This is a genomic window from Pandoraea sp. SD6-2 (assembly GCF_000389825.1).
GTDB classification, from domain to species: domain Bacteria; phylum Pseudomonadota; class Gammaproteobacteria; order Burkholderiales; family Burkholderiaceae; genus Pandoraea; species Pandoraea communis.
This window is the reverse complement of the sequence record NZ_KB944451.1, coordinates 74,204-91,028: the sequence shown is the minus strand read 5'-3', so window position 1 is coordinate 91,028 and position 16,825 is coordinate 74,204. Positions and strand designations below refer to the sequence as shown.

Below are 16,825 nucleotides of genomic sequence, written 5' to 3'. Positions count from 1 at the left end.
GAACGTATAGGTGTGAGTCAGCGTCGCCACAAAGCCGCTTGTTGCGGGGGACGGAAATGCATCGGCCCGGCCGGCGCTGACGCGTGAACGTCTTTGCCGGCCGGGCCGAAATCTGTAGCGGTTCGGTTTGAGCGACAGAACTGCGGAGCGTTAGCGTGTCGCCATATTCGGCGCAGTCTCCCAGCGAATGGCGCGCACGCCCGGCGTATCGCCAAGCGTCGAGACAAGGTGAACGAGCGCCGCGCGGCGGCTGCGCTCGCAACGCAGCACATAGTCGAGTTCCAACAGATAGCCTCCCGAGCGTTCGAGGCGGGACGTCGTCTCCGGTGTGATTTTCTGGGCGCGAAGGGCGTGGCGCACCTTGGCGTCGACGGTGTCTGCCTTCGACGCGAGCGTGAGCACGACAAGCCGGTATTGCGGCGACGCGAGTCCGTTAGCCTTCGTGACGAGGGCGTTCGATGCGCTCGAGGCGGGCGTTAGCCGGGCACGGGCGCGATCGAACAGTGTAGGGATAAGCATGTGCAGCGTCATGGTGTCCTCCTGAATCAAGGGCCTGAGACGGTGGATGCCGGGGCTTGGCGATGCATTGCAATGCGCGCAGACCTCGCGGTCCGTCAGGACGCACGAAGCGCGCGGCGCGCACGACCATGCATGAATTCGACGCAAGCGTCGGCAGGCTTTGCACGCTGTTGGCTGCCGGTGAATCGACGCTGAGCCAAACAGATGTGCCAAACGTGCCATGTTCAGGATGTGCGAACACATCCATCCATCGCTGAACTGCGGTCAGGGGTGCGGAAAACGAGATCGTCTCGTGAGGTCGCCGATGGCTGCGAGGCCATCGGGAATCGATGCGATCAATGCACTACCGCTGCGGCATAAAGACCGGCAGCGGCAGTCGGTGACGACTGCGGGTTACCGGGCTAACGCCTCGCCGGACATTGCCGACGCTTGCGTGCTACTAGAGCAACTGCCCACGGAAAACTCCGTCGTAATTGGAAAGATGACAGTTTAGTGATTTGAGGCGCATCTGTAAAGAAAATGACGGGATTTCGCGGTGTTTTGTCGCGAAATTGACGATATTTCTTCCGATTTTGATATTTTTTTGTGATTTTTCGGTAATTGTCGCCTCGCGCCAGCGAGCGAGGACGGCAACCGACGGTATTCAGTCGGGCAGCACCTTGCCCGGATTCATCAGTCCGAGCGGGTCGAAGGCGGTTTTGAGCGTACGCATCAATGCCAGTTCGATGGGGGACTTGTACTTTGCCGAGGCGTCGCGCTTGAGTTGTCCGAGGCCATGCTCTGCGCTGATGCTGCCGTGATGGGCATGCACGCTGTCGTGAACTGCTGCAGTCACGGCCGACTGGTATTGACCAAGGAACGCAGCGGGATCGATGTCTTCGGGCGCCATCACGTTGTAATGCAGATTTCCGTCGCCCAGATGGCCGAAGGTGACCATGCGCGCGCCGGGTGCAAGGCGTTGAACGAGTGGATCGGTGGCGTCGAGAAATGCGGGCACCTGAGACACCGGCACAGCGATGTCGTGCTTGATGTTGAGCCCGGTCGCCGACTGGGCGAGCGGAATGCTCTCTCTCAGGTGCCAGAGCGCGTTCGATTGAGCGAGGCTGTTCGCGACGATGGCGTCTCGAACGATGCCCTGGTCGACGGCGGCGCTGAGCAAGCGCTCGAGCAAATCGCGGGCATGGGCCTCGCTCTCGTTGTCGGAGAGTTCGAGCAGCACGGCTTGTGTATAGCGATGCGTGAACGGGTAGCGTTGCTGCGGGAAGACCTGGGCCACGAGCCGGAGGCAAAAGTCCGACATCAACTCGAAGCCCGTGAGCAATGGGCCTGCCATGCGTTGCGCCAGATTGAGCAGCGCCAGGGCCTGCGCCGGGCTGTCCAGCGCGGCGAGCGCCGTCATACGAGCGGCGGGTTGCGCGAAGAGCTTGAGCGTTGCCGCCGTAATCAGCCCGAGTGTGCCCTCCGCGCCGATGAACAGGTCGCGAAGGTCGTATCCGGTGTTGTCTTTCCGCAGCCCGCGAAGACCGTCCCAAAGCTCACCTTGTGGTGTAACCACTTCCAGGCCGAGGCACAGTTCGCGTGCGTTGCCGTAGCGCAAGACGGCGGTGCCGCCCGCATTCGTCGCAAGATTGCCGCCGATAGTGCAACTTCCTTCTGCCGCGAGGCTCAACGGGAAAAGCCGCTGCGCCGCCGCTGCTGCCGCCTGCACGTTGGCGAGGAGGCAGCCCGCTTCGGCGGTCAAAGTCATGTTATCGGCGTCCACCTGCCGGATGCGGTCGAGACGGCGCAGACTGATGACCACCTGGCGCCCGCTCGCGTCGGGGGTCGCGCCGCCGGCGAGGCCTGTATTGCCGCCTTGCGGCACCATCGGCACGCCGTGCGCGACGCACAGACGCACGAGTGCGGCGACCTGCGCGGCATCGGCAGGGCGCAGCACAGCCAGTGCATGCCCTGTATAGCGTTTGCGTTGATCGACGAGGTAGGCGTCGGTGTCGGCGCTCTCGAGCAGAACGTGGTCGCGGCCCAGCAGGTCGCGGCATGCGGTGAGGAAGGGGGCGTTAATCATGGCTGAGGGGCTTCGCACCAATCATGCGGTTTGCGATATTGCACCGCGTGGCGCCGGTGAGGCGCAGGGCTATCGTGCTGCCGCGGCACGGGCTTTCGCCGCCCGTTTGAAGGGCCGCAGATAAAAGATCGTCGAGAAGAAAAATACGGCGGACAGTGCCGTTTCGATCCATGCGAGCGAGGCCGACGGACCCGTATCCGTCATGCCGCGCACCACGCCTTCCGCGAGAAACAGCAGGATGAACATGCTCGACCACTGCAGCGTATACAGGTTGCCGCGCAATACGCCGCGTAGCGGCAACAGCAGAAGCAGCGCTTTGAGGACCAGCCAGGAGCCGCCAGGACGCAGCGGCGCGAGCCACAATTCCCACGCAACCGACAGCGCGATCAACGCCAGCAGACTTGCAATGCTCAGTCGACGCAGCCCCTGCGCGGCGTGTGGCGCGGCAGGCCTGGCGAGCGTCTGGGGCGGCGCGCTCGTGTTGCGGGCGTTGGCGCCTGGGGGCAGGTCGGGCGGAGTGGCAGTCATGGGCTTGTCTCGTGGGCCGGAACTACTGCGAAGACGCGGACTCGATGCGGACGGCGCGGCGTAAGCGCTTATTCTGCCAGCTTGGTGGCCGCGCGTGCGAGTCGCGCGCCGAGTGCCGACGCCAACTGACGCTCGTCGGCGGAGAGCGGGTTGCCGTCATGGGCGAAATGCGTGGCACCGTAAGGCGAGCCGCCAGTGCGTGTGCTCGATAGCGCGGGCTCCGTATAGGGCAGGCCCATCAGCAACATGCCGTGGTGCAGCAGCGGAATCATCATCGATAACAGTGTGCTTTCCTGGCCGCCGTGCAGGCTGGCGCTGGACGTGAAAACGCACGCGGGTTTCCCGGCAAGTGCCCCCGAGAGCCATTGCGGCGTGGTGCCGTCGAGAAAGTACTTCAGTGCGGCGGCCATGTTGCCGAAGCGCGTGGGTGACCCGAGGGCGAGTCCTGCGCACTCTTCGAGATCGCGCAATTCGACGTAAGGAGGACCACTGTCCGGAATATCCGAAGCGCTGGCTTCGCACACGGTCGACACGGCGGGGACGGTTCGCACTCGTGCCTGTGCGCCGGGCACACTGTCGATGCCGGCTGCGATGCACTGTGCGAGCTGTGCGGTGGTGCCGTGACGGCTGTAGTACAGGACGAGGATTTCAGTCATGAAGTCGAATTGGCTGAGGCAAGGAGGCAAACCTGTCTGAGCCTCGGGTCTTGGGTGAAAAGCAGGCGAAAAGTGCGGGTATTATAGGGCGTTCCTATTGGCGTTACGGTTCGGGCGAGCGCCTGCCGTGCCAACCTTCTCATTCAGGAGCCCGATTTGCTCAAACTGTCCCGCATCAACTGGAATAACGTTCGCCAACTGCTGAGATACGCGCTTGCGCGGGCTCAGGACGACCGGATTCCGCAAGTTGCGGGCAGTCTGACGTTCACCTCGATCCTGTCGATCGTACCGCTATTCGCCGTGACGTTCGCGCTGTTTACAGCCTTCCCGATTTTCAATTCGTTTCGCGATGCCTTGCAGGGGTTCCTGCTCGAGCATCTGATGCCCGAGAGCGTCAACGCACAGATATTCAACTACCTGAACCAGTTTGCATCGAAGGCAAAAAGCCTGACCGCGTTCGGTCTGATTGGCTTGCTGGTGACGGCGGTGCTTACGTTGATGACAGTGGAATCGGCATTCAATGTGATCTGGCGCGTGCCGCGTCCGCGAGCACTGGCACAGCGTCTGCTCATTTACTGGAGTCTGCTCACGCTCGGTCCGTTGCTGTTCGGGGTGAGCTTGTCGATCAGTTCCTATGTGTTCACGCAGTCGATGTCGTTGGTCAGTACACTGCCGCCGGCCGTGGCATCGCTGCTCAGCTTGATTCCGCTTGCGCTGACCAGCCTGGCCTTCATGCTGATGTATCTCTACATGCCGAATTGCAAGGTGGACTGGCGCGATGCGTTGGTCGGCGGGGTTGTGGCGGCGCTGGCGTTCGATCTGACAAAGCGCGGCTTCGGCATGTACATCCGGCAGTTCCCGACTTATACGGCGGTGTATGGCGCATTTGCCGCAGTGCCGATCTTCCTGCTGTGGATTTATCTGTCGTGGCTGGTGGCGTTGCTGGGTGCAACGATCACTGCGGTCCTGCCCGCGCTGCGTCTCGGCCATTTTCAATATCCCCGGTTTCCGGGCAGCGATCTGCTCGATGGCCTGACGCTCATTCATCTGCTCAATCTTGATCGCGAAAATGGCGGTGGCGGCCGCACGATGGCGCAACTGGCGAACACCATGCGAACAAGCCTCGATCACGCCAGCGATTTGCTCACCCGGCTCGAACGCATGGGGTGGGTGGGCCGGCTGACGATGCAGTCGTCGGCTGAACGTTGGCTGCTGCTCGCGAACCCGCGCACGACGACACTGGCGCCGCTGGTCGCGCAACTGGCGCTCAACGTCGACGAGTTGGCTCGGCAAATGGAGCGCCATGCACTCGACGGCGCCCACGTCGCCGAGATACTGCGCGAAGGCAAATGGGACGTACCGCTCGTCGACGCGTTACCGCGTGCCGTCACGATCGACGACGACGGCATCGACCCGCCGGTCGAAAGGGAGTCAGGCCGTCATCAGGAGGGCCAAGCGGGGCCGGCGAGGCATGAAGGGCATGAGGGGCCGGAGGGGCACCAGAGCGCTAGAGCTTGATGCGGCCCAGGCAGATATCCCGAAACATGACCCAGTCGCCCATCAAACTGTAAAGCGGATGGCGAAACGTGGCGGGCCGGTTTTTCTCGAAGAAGAAGTGGCCCACCCACGCGAACGCGTAGCCGCACACTACCGCAGCGAGCAGCCACCACGGGTTGCCTGTCACGGCGAACGTCACCAGAAAGCCAATCACTCCCCATGAGCCGACGAAATGCAGGCGGCGGCAAATCGGGTTCCGGTGCTCTCCGAGATAGAACGGATAAAAGTCCGAAAACCGGTGAAACCGCGGTGCGGCATCGTGCGTATCCGGCATGACAAGCCTCCTCGTTAGCGAAGGTGACGCGCTCAGTGTCGCATGAATCGCACGAGGGCATCGAGCAGGGCGTCCGGCTGCTCCGTCATGATCGCGTGCCCCGCATTGACGATCTCTACTGTGACCGGCGCCCCCGCTTCGCGCAGGGCGTCCAACAGCGCTTGTGCCGCGCGCGGTGGCGTCATCTGATCGTGTTGTCCCAGCACGGCGAGTACAGGACACGTGACCCGTGCGGCCGTCTCCGTCCCCTTATCGTAGCGGTTGCACGCTTCGAAGTCGGTGAGAAACACTTTGGCGGGATTACGCTGCGACACCCGCTCCATCAACCGCTGATTGCCGCCCCACGTCCAGAAGCCTGGGCCGGGCGCCGAGGGCTTGGCGGCGAGTGTGCTGTGCGACCACGCGTTGACAAGGGCAATGGCCTCGGGCTCACGCTCGGCGGCCGCTTCGAGCAGGGCGTCGGAGACCTTCATCGGATAAGCGGTGCCCACCAGGGCAATGCGCGACACGCGTTCGGCATGACGTGCGGCGGCGTCTAGCGCAATCAGCGATCCCATGCTGTGCCCGACCCATGCGGCGTTACCGACGCCAGTGGCGTCGAGCACGGCAACCACCCAATCGGCCATTTCGCCAATCGTCTTCAACGGGGCGCCCGTGCTGCGGTGATGGCCGGGCAGATCCAGCGCGAGCACGTTCATGCCGTGATGCGCAAGGTATCGGCTCTGTAACCCCCAGACGCTGTGATCATGCTGCGCGCCATGCAGAAAAACGACCGTTGGTTGCCCAGGATCGATCGACTTCCCGGCGGTGTAGGCATAGACGTTCTTGCCTGCGATGTCGAGGTTCATCGGGCTTGCCCCTTGGCTGAGGATTTGACGGCCGCTTTCAGGCCACGCTTGAGGTCTTGAATCAGGTCGTCGGGGTCTTCCAGGCCGATCGACAGGCGTACGGTGCCCTCCCCGATACCGGCCGCAGCGAGTGCTGCCGGGTCCATGCGGAAATGCGTGGTGGAAGCGGGGTGAATGACGAGCGAGCGTGCGTCGCCGACGTTGGCCAAATGCGAGAAGAGTTTCAGAGACTCGATGAAGCGGCGTCCCGCCGCACGGTCTCCGTTCAGATTGAAGCTGAATATGGCGCCCGCACCGCGTGGCAGCAGACGTTTGGCCAATGCGTAATCGGGGTGTGATGGCAGTTCGGGGTAGGCCACGCTCGCCACGGCCTCGTGCCCCGCGAGGAACGCCACCACACGACGCGCATTGTCCACATGCCGCGCCATGCGTAGCGGTAGCGTTTCGATGCCTTGCAGCAGTTGCCAGGCCGCCTGTGGATGCAGGCACGCACCAAAGTCACGCAAGCCCTCGCGCCGCGCGCGCAACAGGAAGGGAGCGACGGAATTCTCTTCCGCGAAAACCATGCCGTGGAATCCGTCATACGGCTCGGTCAACTCGGGGAATTTACCGCTTCTCTCGAAATCGAACGTGCCGCCGTCGATCAGAATGCCGCCGATGGTCGTGCCGTGACCGCCGAGAAACTTGGTGGCGGAGTGATACACGAGATCGGCGCCGTGATCGAATGGCCGGATCAGCCAGGGCGTTGTGAACGTGCTATCGACCAGCAAGGGCACGCCGGCATCATGAGCGATCTGGGCGACTTGAGGAATGTCGAGGACGTCGAGCCCCGGATTGCCGAGCGTCTCACCGAAGAACAGCCGGGTTTCGGGGCGCACGGCGGCGCGCCACCCATCCAGATCGCCAGGGCGGACAAACGTGGTCTCGATGCCGAAACGGCGCAGCGTGTAATGCAGCAGATTGTGCGAGCCACCATACAGCGCGCCTGATGCCACGATGTGCGAGCCTGCTCCCATCAGCGTGGCAATGGCAAGGTGCAGCGCGGCCTGGCCGCTCGCCGTCGAGATGGCGCCGGCGCCATTTTCCAGCGCGGCCATGCGCTCTTCGAAAACGGCATTCGTCGGATTGGAAATGCGCGAATAGACATGCCCGGCACGTTCCATATTGAAGAGGGCGGCCGCCTGATCGGTATCGGAGAACACGAACGACGTGGTCTGATAGATCGGGGTGGCCCGCGCTCCCGTGACCGGGTCGGGGGCAGCCCCGGCGTGCAGGGCGAGTGTGTCGAAGTGCGGTGCAGACATGTCGGAGAAGGCCTCGCAGTTGGCTTGACGTTGACTTGGCGCTGACTCGTGATGCGGACTTTACGTATACGGCAATGCTAGCACCACCTTCGTGCGCACTGACAGGCTTTGCAACCCTCGTCAGGCAAATGACGGTGTTGTCCGATGCGGGAGGCACGGCAATGTCCGAGCGCTGGCAAGGAATCGGCCGAAAACCCGCGTCACACGGACATGTGCGCGTCTTACGCCTTTCCTTTTCAGGCGCTTTCCGATAGCATCCTTTGAACATGTTCTAATAACTATTTGCGCGGAGACAACGGCGTGAGCGCCAGCGTTCCGTCTCGCAAGCCGAAGTCTGGCAATACGTCCGGTGGCAGCGTTCCGCCACGATTGCCCGAGTATCACAACGAGGAGTGTGTGCCATGCGTGTGTCTGACATCCTGCAAGTAAAGGGCAACACCCTTTTCACCGTGACCCCGGAGACGTCGCTGGCCGATGCCGTCGACGCGATGGCGGAACACGACATCGGCTCGCTCGTCGTGATGGAGTACGGCGATCTCGTGGGCATGCTCACGTTCCGCGAGATCATCAATACGATCAGCAAGAACGGCGGTACCGTGGGCGGCTCCACGATTCGCAAGGTCATGGACGATCATCCGCTCACCTGTACCCCGGAGACGGATGTGAACGAAGTGCGGCGCATGATGCTCGAGCGTCACGCACGCTATTTGCCGGTCATGGACAACCGCACGCTCATGGGTGTGATTTCCTTCTACGATGTGGCACGGGCGGTCGTCGAGGAGCAATCCTTCGAGAACCGCATGCTCAAGGCCTACATTCGTGACTGGCCGGCCGAGGAAGCGGAAAACGCGAAGTGAGTGAGGCCAGCCAGCGCGGGGCACGCGGCGAGGGCCACCAATCACGTCTGCTGAAAGAACGACGCTTTGCGCCGTTCTTCTGGACGCAGTTTCTGGGCGCGATGAACGACAACGTGTTCAAGATCGCGTTCACGTCGCTTGTCACCTACCACGCCTCCCTCTTTGAGAACGTCGACGGCAAGACTGCGGCATTCCTGATTTCGGCCATCTTCATCGCGCCATTTCTCCTGTTTTCTGCGACCAGCGGCCAGATTGCCGACAAGTGGGACAAGGCGCGCCTGATCCGCTTCGTCAAGACACTCGAGATTGCCATCATGGCTGTCGGTGCGGCCGGTTTCATCTGGGCGAGCGCGCCATTGCTGTTCGTCTGCACATTCCTGATGGGGCTGCACTCCACACTCTTCGGGCCGGTGAAGTATGCGTATCTGCCGCAGCATCTCGCCAATCACGAATTGGTCGGCGGTAACGGCCTGGTTGAAATGGGCACGTTTGTGGCGATTCTGATCGGCACGATCATCGGTGGCGAGATTGCGGGAGGTGGAGCAGGTTCGCTGCCGTGGCTCGGTGGTGTCTGCCTTGGGTTGGCGTTGTTGGGGCGGCTGGCATCAACGTGGGTGCCGCAGACGCCTGCTGCCCAGCCGGACCTGCGTATCAACTGGAACCCGTTTACCGAGACGTGGAGGAATCTGCGCATCGCGCGCACCGACCGAGCCGTGTTCCAGAGCCTGCTCGGCATCTCCTGGCTTTGGTTCCTCGGGGCAACCTTTCTCGCGTCTTTTTTCAACTTCGCGCATGACGTGCTGGGTGCCGACCCGGATGTCGTCACCTTGCTGCTTGCCATGTTCTCCGTCGGGATCGGCGTCGGCTCGCTGCTCTGCGAGCGGCTCTCGTCCGGCAAGGTGGAAATCGGACTGGTGCCCTTCGGCTCGATCGGCATGACCGTGTTTGCGGTTGATCTGTACTTTGCCAGCCGGGGAGGAGCCGGTGGGGCTGCACTCCAGACGGTCGGGCAGTTCGTCTCGCAGCCGGCACATTGGCGAATTCTGGCCGATCTGTTCCTGCTGGCGATGTTCGGTGGTTTCTATAGCGTGCCGCTGTATGCGCTAATTCAGAGCCGCAGCAAACCGTCGCACCGCGCGCGCATCATTGCCGCGAACAATATTCTCAACGCGTTGTTCATGATCGTGTCCGCGCTCATGGCGATGGCGCTCACGAGAGCCGGATTCACCATCGATCAGTTGTATCTCGTTACCGGCATTCTCAATGCGCTGGTCGCGGTCTATCTCTACACGTTGCTTCCGGAATTCCTGATCCGCTTCGTGATGTGGATGCTGTTGCACACCCTCTACCGTATCGATGTCAAAGGGGCCGACCAGATTCCGGATGAGGGCCCGTGCGTGCTGGTCTGCAATCACGTGAGCTTCGCCGACGCCGTGGTCATCGGTGCGTCGATCCGGCGACCGGTTCGTTTTGTGATGGACCATCGGATTTTCCGTATCCCGGTGTTGTCGTGGTTCTTCCGAACGGTGGGAGCAATTCCGATTGCGCCTGCACACGAGGACGCAGGGGGGCTCAATAAGGCCTACGAGCAGATCGCAAAGGCATTGGCGGCGGGCGAGGTCGTTTGTATCTTCCCCGAGGGGAAACTCACGGCGTCGGGTGACGTGCAGGTGTTCCGTCAGGGCGTGCAGCGCATTATCGAGCGTAGCCCCGTGCCGGTCGTGCCGATGGCGCTGCGTGGGTTGTGGGGCAGTTTCTTCTCACGGCACGGCGGTGCGGCGATGACGCGTCCGTTCAAGCGCGGCATTCTGAACCGACTGGAGCTCGTCATTGGGGCACCGGTGGCACCGGCCCAAGCTACGCCGGAAGCCCTGCGCGAAAAGGTGCTCAAGCTTCGCGGCCCGTGGCCGGTCTGACGGACGCCTGGAGAAACGCGTCGCGTCGATCGGATTTCTCTCAGAGGGCGTCAGAATGGCGCCCAAGATGCCGCTATTCGGGCCTTTGACGTCACGGTGTGCTGCACAGGGCGGCGCGGTCCGGAGGGATCGCTGGCATAATAGGGCCTCCGCCTCATCCGAACCTGATCCCCGTATGTCTGGCAATACGCTTGGAACCCTGTTTACCGTCACCACTTTTGGCGAATCGCATGGCCCGGCCATTGGCTGTGTCATCGATGGCTGCCCGCCGGGAATGGCGCTCACGGAAGCCGACATTCAGGTGGAGCTGGATCGCCGCCGCCCTGGCACGTCGCGCCATGTCACGCAGCGTAACGAACCGGACGCCGTCGAGATCCTCTCGGGAGTGTTCGAAGGTGTCACGACGGGCACGCCGATCGCGCTGCTCATCCGTAATACCGATCAGCGCAGCAAAGACTACGGCAACATTGCCCAGACGTTCCGTCCCGGACATGCCGATTACACCTATCTGCAAAAGTACGGCGTTCGCGATTATCGCGGAGGTGGCCGCTCGTCGGCACGCCTGACGGCACCGGTCGTGGCCGCGGGCGCGGTCGCCAAGAAGTGGCTGGCTGAACGGTATGGCGTACAGGTGCGCGGCTGCATGACACAGATCGGTGACGTCGAAATACCACAGACCGATTGGTCGCAGGTGTCGCAAAACTCGTTTTTCGCGGCTAACGCGGAAGTTGTTCCGCAACTTGAAACCTATATGGATGATCTTCGCAAAGCCGGAGATTCCGTCGGGGCCAAGCTGCGTATCGTGGCGACGGGCGTTCCGGTTGGGCTGGGCGAGCCGCTGTTCGACCGTCTGGACGCGGATATTGCTCACGCGATGATGGGGTTGAACGCCGTCAAGGGCGTTGAGATCGGGGCGGGTTTCCGTAGCGTTACGCAGAAGGGATCGGAGCACGGCGACGAACTGACCTCCGAAGGCTTCGTCGGGAACAACGCCGGCGGCATTCTGGGGGGTATTTCCACTGGGCAGGACATCGACGTCTCGATCGTGGTCAAGCCCACATCGAGCATTCGTACGCCGCGTCGTTCGATCGATGTCACGGGGCAACCGTCGACGGTGGAGACTTTCGGTCGTCATGACCCGTGCGTGGGCATTCGCGCAACGCCGATTGCCGAAGCGTTGCTGGCGCTCGTGCTGATCGATCATGCCCTGCGCCACCGAGCCCAGTGCGGCGATGTGCAGGTCAACACGCCAGTCATCGCGGCACGCGCGCCGGAGTGAAGATGCTGGACTGGCGGTAAGCGAGGCTCCCGCTGGGGCGCAGCCAATTGCAGGAACGCAAAACGCCAGACGAGTTGTCTGGCGTTTTTTTATGCCCTACGCCTTGCATTGCGTGATCGGGTGTTCACCTCTGGCTGTGTAGAGCGTACCTTCCGGTCCCTTGCTCCACCAGATGAGGGTGGGGCCGACGTGCTTTTCCCCGCTTGCGGCCCGTGCCGGCTTGAGCACCTCGCGCTTGCCCATCCAGTACAGCGTAACGTTGCCGCCGAGGTTGTTATCGTCATAGACGACTAGCGCGACGTGCGCGTTATCGCACAGGTAGGCCACTGACTTGGCTTGCACCGCGCCGCAAGTGAGTGCGAGGGTGCCCGTCAGCGCGACACCCGACAGCCATACGGAAGTTCTCGACATCGTGCCTCCTTACCAATGACGTTGATTCGAATCCGACGTGAGCGCGATTCAGCGGGCAGGTTGCGCAACAGCGTGTCACGGGCAGTCTGCAAACAAAAACCGCCGGACGAACCGGCGGCAATCGACATCACATATTCGGGTAGTTCGGCCCGCCACCGCCTTCCGGTGTTACCCACACGATATTCTGCGTCGGGTCCTTGATGTCGCAGGTCTTGCAGTGCACGCAGTTCTGCGCGTTGATTTGCAGACGCTCGGAGTCGTCGTCGTTCTTCACGAACTCATACACACCCGCCGGGCAATAACGCTGCTCCGGACCCGCGTATTCGGCCAGATTGATACCGACCGGCACGCTGGGGTCCTTGAGCGTCAAGTGTGCCGGCTGGTTCTCTTCGTGGTTGGTGTTCGAGATGAAGACCGACGACAGACGGTCGAAGGTGAGCTTGCCATCCGGCTTCGGATAGACGATCGGCTGGCATTGCGCTGCCGGCAGCAGACATTCGTGATCGGCCTTCTTGCGGTGGATCGTCCACGGCATCTTGCCGCCGAGCAGCTTCTGTTCGATGCCCGTCATGAGCGTGGCAACGGTCAGGCCCTTCTTGAACCACTGCTTGAAGTTGCGCGCCTTGTTCAGTTCTTCGTGCAGCCACGATTGCTCGAACGCCGCCGGGTAAGCCACAAGCTCGTCACGCTGACGCTCAGCGGCCAGCGCGTCGAAAGCAGCGTCGGCGGCCATCATGCCGCTCTTGATGGCGGCGTGACTGCCCTTGATGCGGCTCACGTTGAGGAAACCCGCCTCGCAGCCGACCAGCGCGCCGCCCTTGAAGACGAGTTTCGGCAGCGCCAGCAGCCCGCCCGCCGTGATGGCACGTGCGCCGTATGAGACACGCTTGCCACCTTCGAGGAAGTGGCGAATCGACGGATGCGTCTTGTAGCGCTGAAACTCCTCGAACGGCGACAGATACGGATTGCTGTAGTCGAGACCGACGATAAAACCTACCGCGACCTGATGGTTCGGCAAGTGATAGAGGAACGAGCCGCCGTAGGTTTGGGAATTGAGCGGCCAGCCGGCCGTGTGGATCACGAGGCCTTCCTTGTGCTTGGCCGGATCGATTTCCCACAGTTCCTTGATGCCCAGGCCGTAAGCCTGAGGATCGCGACCATCGTCGAGGTTGAACTTGCGCATTAACTGGCGGCCGAGACTTCCGCGCGCGCCTTCCGAAAAGATCGTGTACTTCGCGTGCAGCTCCATGCCGAGTTGGAAGTTCTCGGTCGGCTCGCCGTCCTTGCCAACGCCCATGTTGCCGGTCGCCACGCCCATGACTGCGCCATTTTCGTCGTACAGAATCTCTGCGGCGGGAAAGCCCGGGAAGATTTCGACGCCCAGCGCCTCGGCCTGCTGACCAAGCCAGCGCACGACATTGCCCAGGCTGATGACGTAGTTTCCGTGATTCTGGAAGCAGGCCGGCAGCAGCCACGACGGGGTGGGGGTTGCGCCCGTCTCGTTCAGGAACAGGAAGCGATCTTCGACGACGGGGGTGTCGAGCGGCGCGCCGAGTTCCTTCCAGTTCGGAATCAGTTCGGTCAGTGCGCGCGGGTCCATGACAGCGCCCGACAGAATGTGGGCGCCGATCTCCGAGCCTTTTTCCAGCACGCAAACGGAGATTTCCTTGCCTGCTTCCTGCGCACGTTGCTTCAAACGGATAGCCGTGGACAGGCCGGCCGGACCGCCGCCAACGACGACGACGTCATATTCCATCGACTCCCTCGGGCCGTACTGCTCAAGCAGCTTGGGATCCATTGATGCTCCTGTTATAAACGTTAGAATTCGTGGGTGCGGCCATTTTCCGGGAATGGAGAACACCTCGCAACCGCATATTAATAGCACGATCGTTCGGTTTGGTAGGTGGGAAGCTCTAGCGGCGGGCCTTGGGGCGGTGCCGCTTTTCAATAGGTGTGCGGGCTTGAGGGGAGACGACGATGGGGCGTTCGCTGAATCTGGAAGGCAAAGTGGCGATGGTGACCGGGGCATCGAGCGGACTCGGCATGCAGTTTGCCAAGGTGCTCGCGCAGGCCGGGGCCAAGGTCGTGCTTGCCAGCCGCCGTGTGGAGCGGCTCAAGGAGTTGCGCGCGGAGATCGAGTCGCAGGGCGGTGCTGCGCACGTCGTTCCGCTGGACGTCACCGACTACGACAGCATTCGTGCTGGCGTAGCGCATGCCGAGACCGAGGCGGGCGCTATCGATATTCTCATCAACAACTCGGGGGTTTCGGCTCAACAACGGCTGGTCGACGTCACGCCTCAGGAATACGACTACGTCCTCGGCACAAACACCCGAGGGACCTTCTTTGTGGCGCAGGAAGTCGCCAAGCGCATGATTCGGCGCGCCAAGGGCGATCCGCAGCGTCAGCACCGGATCATCAATGTGGCGTCGGTGGCGGGACAGCGGGCGATTTCCATGCTCGGCGTGTACTGCATCAGCAAAGCGGCGGTCATCCATATGACGCGCGCGATGGCGCTGGAATGGGGGCGCTTCAATATCAATGTGAACGCGCTATGTCCGGGTTATATCGACACCGAGATCAATCACGAGCATTGGCAGACCGAGGCCGGTCGCAAGCTGATTCAGATGCTGCCGCGTCAGCGCGTGGGCGAGCCGAGCGATCTTGATGGGTTGATTCTGCTTCTGGCCTCGGACGACTCCAGATTTATCAACGGCTCGATCATGACCGTCGACGATGGCCTGGCGATTGGCTGAACCTTGTCAGGACGAGTGTCGTGACGATTCGGGCGATTGCGCAGGCCGGGTGCAATGCGGCAATCCGGGAATGTCCGAGGCAGTCAGCCTCGTGAGCACGAGCGCATAATTTGCCGATGCTCACGGGGTCGAGAAGGGCGTCGCACTGACGTCGTACCCCGATCATCTTGGGGACACCATGCGTAATCAAGGCTGGCGGGGGCTCGTCGGAGTCGCGCTTGCCCTCGCCGTCATCGCACTGCCTGTGGCCGCGCAACCTTATAAAGCCGAATACTCGCTGTCGATCGTGCCCGATGCCGGCACCCCTTGGGGCAAGGGCACGCAGCTGTGGGCAGACATGGTGCGCGAGCGGACTCGCGGACGCATCAACATACGGCTACACACGGGCGCTACGCTCGTCGGTGGCGATCAGACACGCGAGTTCACGGCGTTGCGCCAGGGCGTCATCGACATGGCGGTCGGCTCGACGATCAACTGGTCTTCGGCCATCCCCGAATTCAACGTCTTTTCGCTGCCATTTCTGTTGCGTGGCTATCGGTCGCTCGATGCGCTCACTCAGGGTGACGTAGGGCGTGAGCTGTTCCGCCGTGTGGAAGAGCAGGGTGTGGTGCCGCTGGCATGGGGGGAGAACGGTTTCCGGCAACTGAGCAATTCGCGCCGCCCGATCCGCACGCCCGAAGACATGCGCGGTTTGCGCTTCCGTGTGGTCGGGTCATTGCTGTTCAACGACATTTTCACGGCGTTGGGGGCGGTGCCGACCCAGATGACGTGGAGCGAGGCCATTCGGGCGATACGCGCGCGCAAGATCGACGGTCAGGAAAATCCGCTGACGATCTACAACAATGTGCGACTCGATACGTTGGGGCAACGCTACATCACGGTATGGGATTACGTGGCCGATCCCATCGTGTTTGTGGTCAACCGGCAGGTCTGGGATAGCTGGTCGCCACAGGATCGCGACATCGTTCGCGATGCAGCGATGGAGGCTGCACGCTTCGAGGTGACGTTGGCACGAGAAGACCTTCTGAACACCGGGCGCGGTACATGGGAGGATCTGGAGGCGCGCGGCGTGAAGGTTACGCGACTCACGCCTGAGCAGCGTCAGCGCTTCGCCGAAGCGACGCGCGCCGTCTATATGAAATGGAAGGTGCTTGTCGGCCGCGATTTGGTCGAGAAGGCGGAGGCTGCGGTCAAAGACGACACCACAGTCAGCAAGCCGCACGATATTGGCGTGCGCAAGTAGTTGTGCGTTGCTTCGGAAACCTCCGAGGCAATGCTCTCACGTCATTCCGAAAAGGCCGCCGTTTCGGGCAAATCGTGGCGTCTTGCTGCACGCCTATCCATCCGAAGCGCTACACTTTATCCCCATGACGCCCTGTCATCGCACGACAGGGCGTTGATTTTCAATATGGGGAATTTGCAGTGTCATCAGAATACAAAGAAGTCTTTCGTATGCGCATGCCCATTCGCTGGGGCGACATGGATGCCTTCGGGCATGTCAACAATACCGTGTACTTCCGGTACATGGAGCAGGTGCGTATCTCGTGGCTGGAAACCCTGAATATCGCGTCCGAAGAAAGCTCGACGGGGGAGGGGCCGGTCATTATCAATGCGAATATGACGTTCCTGCGCCAGTTGCGCTATCCGGGCGATATCGATTGCCGCATGTTTGTGGGCGCACCGGGGCGAAGCAGTGTCGACACGCGTTTCGAGTTGCGCCGCGCCGATACGCCTGATGTGGTGGTTGCCGAGGGCGGTGCGAAGATCGTCTGGGTGAACTACAAGGAAGAGAAATCGGTGCCGCTGCCGGAAGCGGTGCGAGGGCTGATGGCGTGAGATCGGTCCGGAGGGCGTAAC

16 protein-coding genes are annotated in these 16,825 nt (G+C 61.9%); 7 read left to right on the top strand and 9 right to left on the bottom strand.

Translation table 11 applies throughout. From position 1 onward, the window contains the following. Window positions 1–150 precede the first annotated feature (150 nt). The 4 genes from C266_RS14875 to wrbA all read right to left on the bottom strand — a co-directional run bounded on the left by C266_RS14875 (window position 151) and on the right by wrbA (window position 3,768). Window positions 151–531, bottom strand: coding sequence for a hypothetical protein (locus C266_RS14875; protein WP_010806074.1), 381 nt, complete (start codon window positions 529–531; stop codon window positions 151–153). A 631-nt stretch (window positions 532–1,162) separates the two neighbouring features. Beyond that, a complete protein-coding gene (locus tag C266_RS14870) occupies window positions 1,163–2,584 on the bottom strand; it encodes an FAD-binding oxidoreductase (RefSeq protein WP_010806073.1) in 1,422 nt (473 codons plus the stop codon). 69 nt (window positions 2,585–2,653) lie between these two features. Continuing rightward, window positions 2,654–3,112, bottom strand: coding sequence for a DUF2069 domain-containing protein (locus C266_RS14865; protein ID WP_010806072.1), 459 nt, complete (start codon window positions 3,110–3,112; stop codon window positions 2,654–2,656). Between the two features lie 68 nt (window positions 3,113–3,180). After that, complete coding sequence (wrbA, locus tag C266_RS14860) at window positions 3,181–3,768, bottom strand: NAD(P)H:quinone oxidoreductase (protein WP_010806071.1); 588 nt, start codon at window positions 3,766–3,768, stop codon at window positions 3,181–3,183. 156 nt (window positions 3,769–3,924) lie between these two features. Here wrbA and C266_RS14855 point away from each other — a divergent pair, with 156 nt between their 5' ends. Next, a complete protein-coding gene (locus C266_RS14855; protein ID WP_010806070.1) occupies window positions 3,925–5,286 on the top strand; it encodes a YihY family inner membrane protein in 1,362 nt (453 codons plus the stop codon). On the opposite strand, the gene C266_RS14850 is transcribed toward C266_RS14855, so the two are convergent. The 3 genes from C266_RS14850 to C266_RS14840 are packed head-to-tail and all read right to left on the bottom strand — an operon-like array spanning window position 5,276 to window position 7,751. Continuing rightward, a complete protein-coding gene (locus tag C266_RS14850; RefSeq protein WP_010806069.1) occupies window positions 5,276–5,599 on the bottom strand; it encodes a DUF962 domain-containing protein in 324 nt (107 codons plus the stop codon). The two genes, C266_RS14855 and C266_RS14850, sit on opposite strands and share 11 nt — an antisense overlap. A gap of 32 nt (window positions 5,600–5,631) precedes the next feature. Next, entirely contained in the window at window positions 5,632–6,447 is an 816-nt protein-coding gene (locus C266_RS14845) for an alpha/beta fold hydrolase (RefSeq protein WP_010806068.1), read from the bottom strand. Beyond that, window positions 6,444–7,751: an O-acetylhomoserine aminocarboxypropyltransferase gene (locus tag C266_RS14840; RefSeq protein WP_010806067.1), complete on the bottom strand. Its 1,308-nt coding sequence runs from the start codon at window positions 7,749–7,751 to the stop codon at window positions 6,444–6,446. The genes C266_RS14845 and C266_RS14840 overlap by 4 nt, the downstream gene beginning before the upstream one ends. A gap of 401 nt (window positions 7,752–8,152) precedes the next feature. On the opposite strand from C266_RS14840, the gene C266_RS14835 reads away from it, so the two are divergent. From C266_RS14835 to aroC, 3 genes are all read left to right on the top strand, one after another. Continuing rightward, window positions 8,153–8,608: a CBS domain-containing protein gene (locus C266_RS14835; RefSeq protein WP_010806066.1), complete on the top strand. Its 456-nt coding sequence runs from the start codon at window positions 8,153–8,155 to the stop codon at window positions 8,606–8,608. Then, a complete protein-coding gene (locus tag C266_RS14830) occupies window positions 8,605–10,524 on the top strand; it encodes an MFS transporter (protein WP_010806065.1) in 1,920 nt (639 codons plus the stop codon). The genes C266_RS14835 and C266_RS14830 overlap by 4 nt, the downstream gene beginning before the upstream one ends. Before the next feature lie 175 nt (window positions 10,525–10,699). Further along, a complete protein-coding gene (aroC, locus tag C266_RS14825; protein ID WP_010806064.1) occupies window positions 10,700–11,803 on the top strand; it encodes a chorismate synthase in 1,104 nt (367 codons plus the stop codon). A 96-nt stretch (window positions 11,804–11,899) separates the two neighbouring features. On the opposite strand, the gene C266_RS14820 is transcribed toward aroC, so the two are convergent. Then, window positions 11,900–12,214, bottom strand: a complete 315-nt coding sequence (locus C266_RS14820) for an MliC family protein (RefSeq protein ID WP_010806063.1) — start codon at window positions 12,212–12,214, stop codon at window positions 11,900–11,902. 127 nt (window positions 12,215–12,341) lie between these two features. After that, window positions 12,342–14,012, bottom strand: coding sequence for an electron transfer flavoprotein-ubiquinone oxidoreductase (locus C266_RS14815; protein WP_036663117.1), 1,671 nt, complete (start codon window positions 14,010–14,012; stop codon window positions 12,342–12,344). A 179-nt stretch (window positions 14,013–14,191) separates the two neighbouring features. On the opposite strand from C266_RS14815, the gene C266_RS14810 reads away from it, so the two are divergent. The 3 genes from C266_RS14810 (at window position 14,192) to C266_RS14800 (ending at window position 16,804) form a co-directional block, all read left to right on the top strand. Further along, entirely contained in the window at window positions 14,192–14,968 is a 777-nt protein-coding gene (locus C266_RS14810; RefSeq protein ID WP_010806061.1) for an SDR family oxidoreductase, read from the top strand. A 178-nt stretch (window positions 14,969–15,146) separates the two neighbouring features. After that, window positions 15,147–16,211 carry a TRAP transporter substrate-binding protein DctP gene (dctP, locus tag C266_RS14805; protein WP_010806060.1) on the top strand — a complete coding sequence of 355 codons (1,065 nt, stop codon included), beginning with the start codon at window positions 15,147–15,149 and terminating at the stop codon, window positions 16,209–16,211. A gap of 179 nt (window positions 16,212–16,390) precedes the next feature. Next, window positions 16,391–16,804: a thioesterase family protein gene (locus C266_RS14800; RefSeq protein ID WP_256380705.1), complete on the top strand. Its 414-nt coding sequence runs from the start codon at window positions 16,391–16,393 to the stop codon at window positions 16,802–16,804. The last annotated feature ends 21 nt before the right edge of the window (window positions 16,805–16,825 follow it).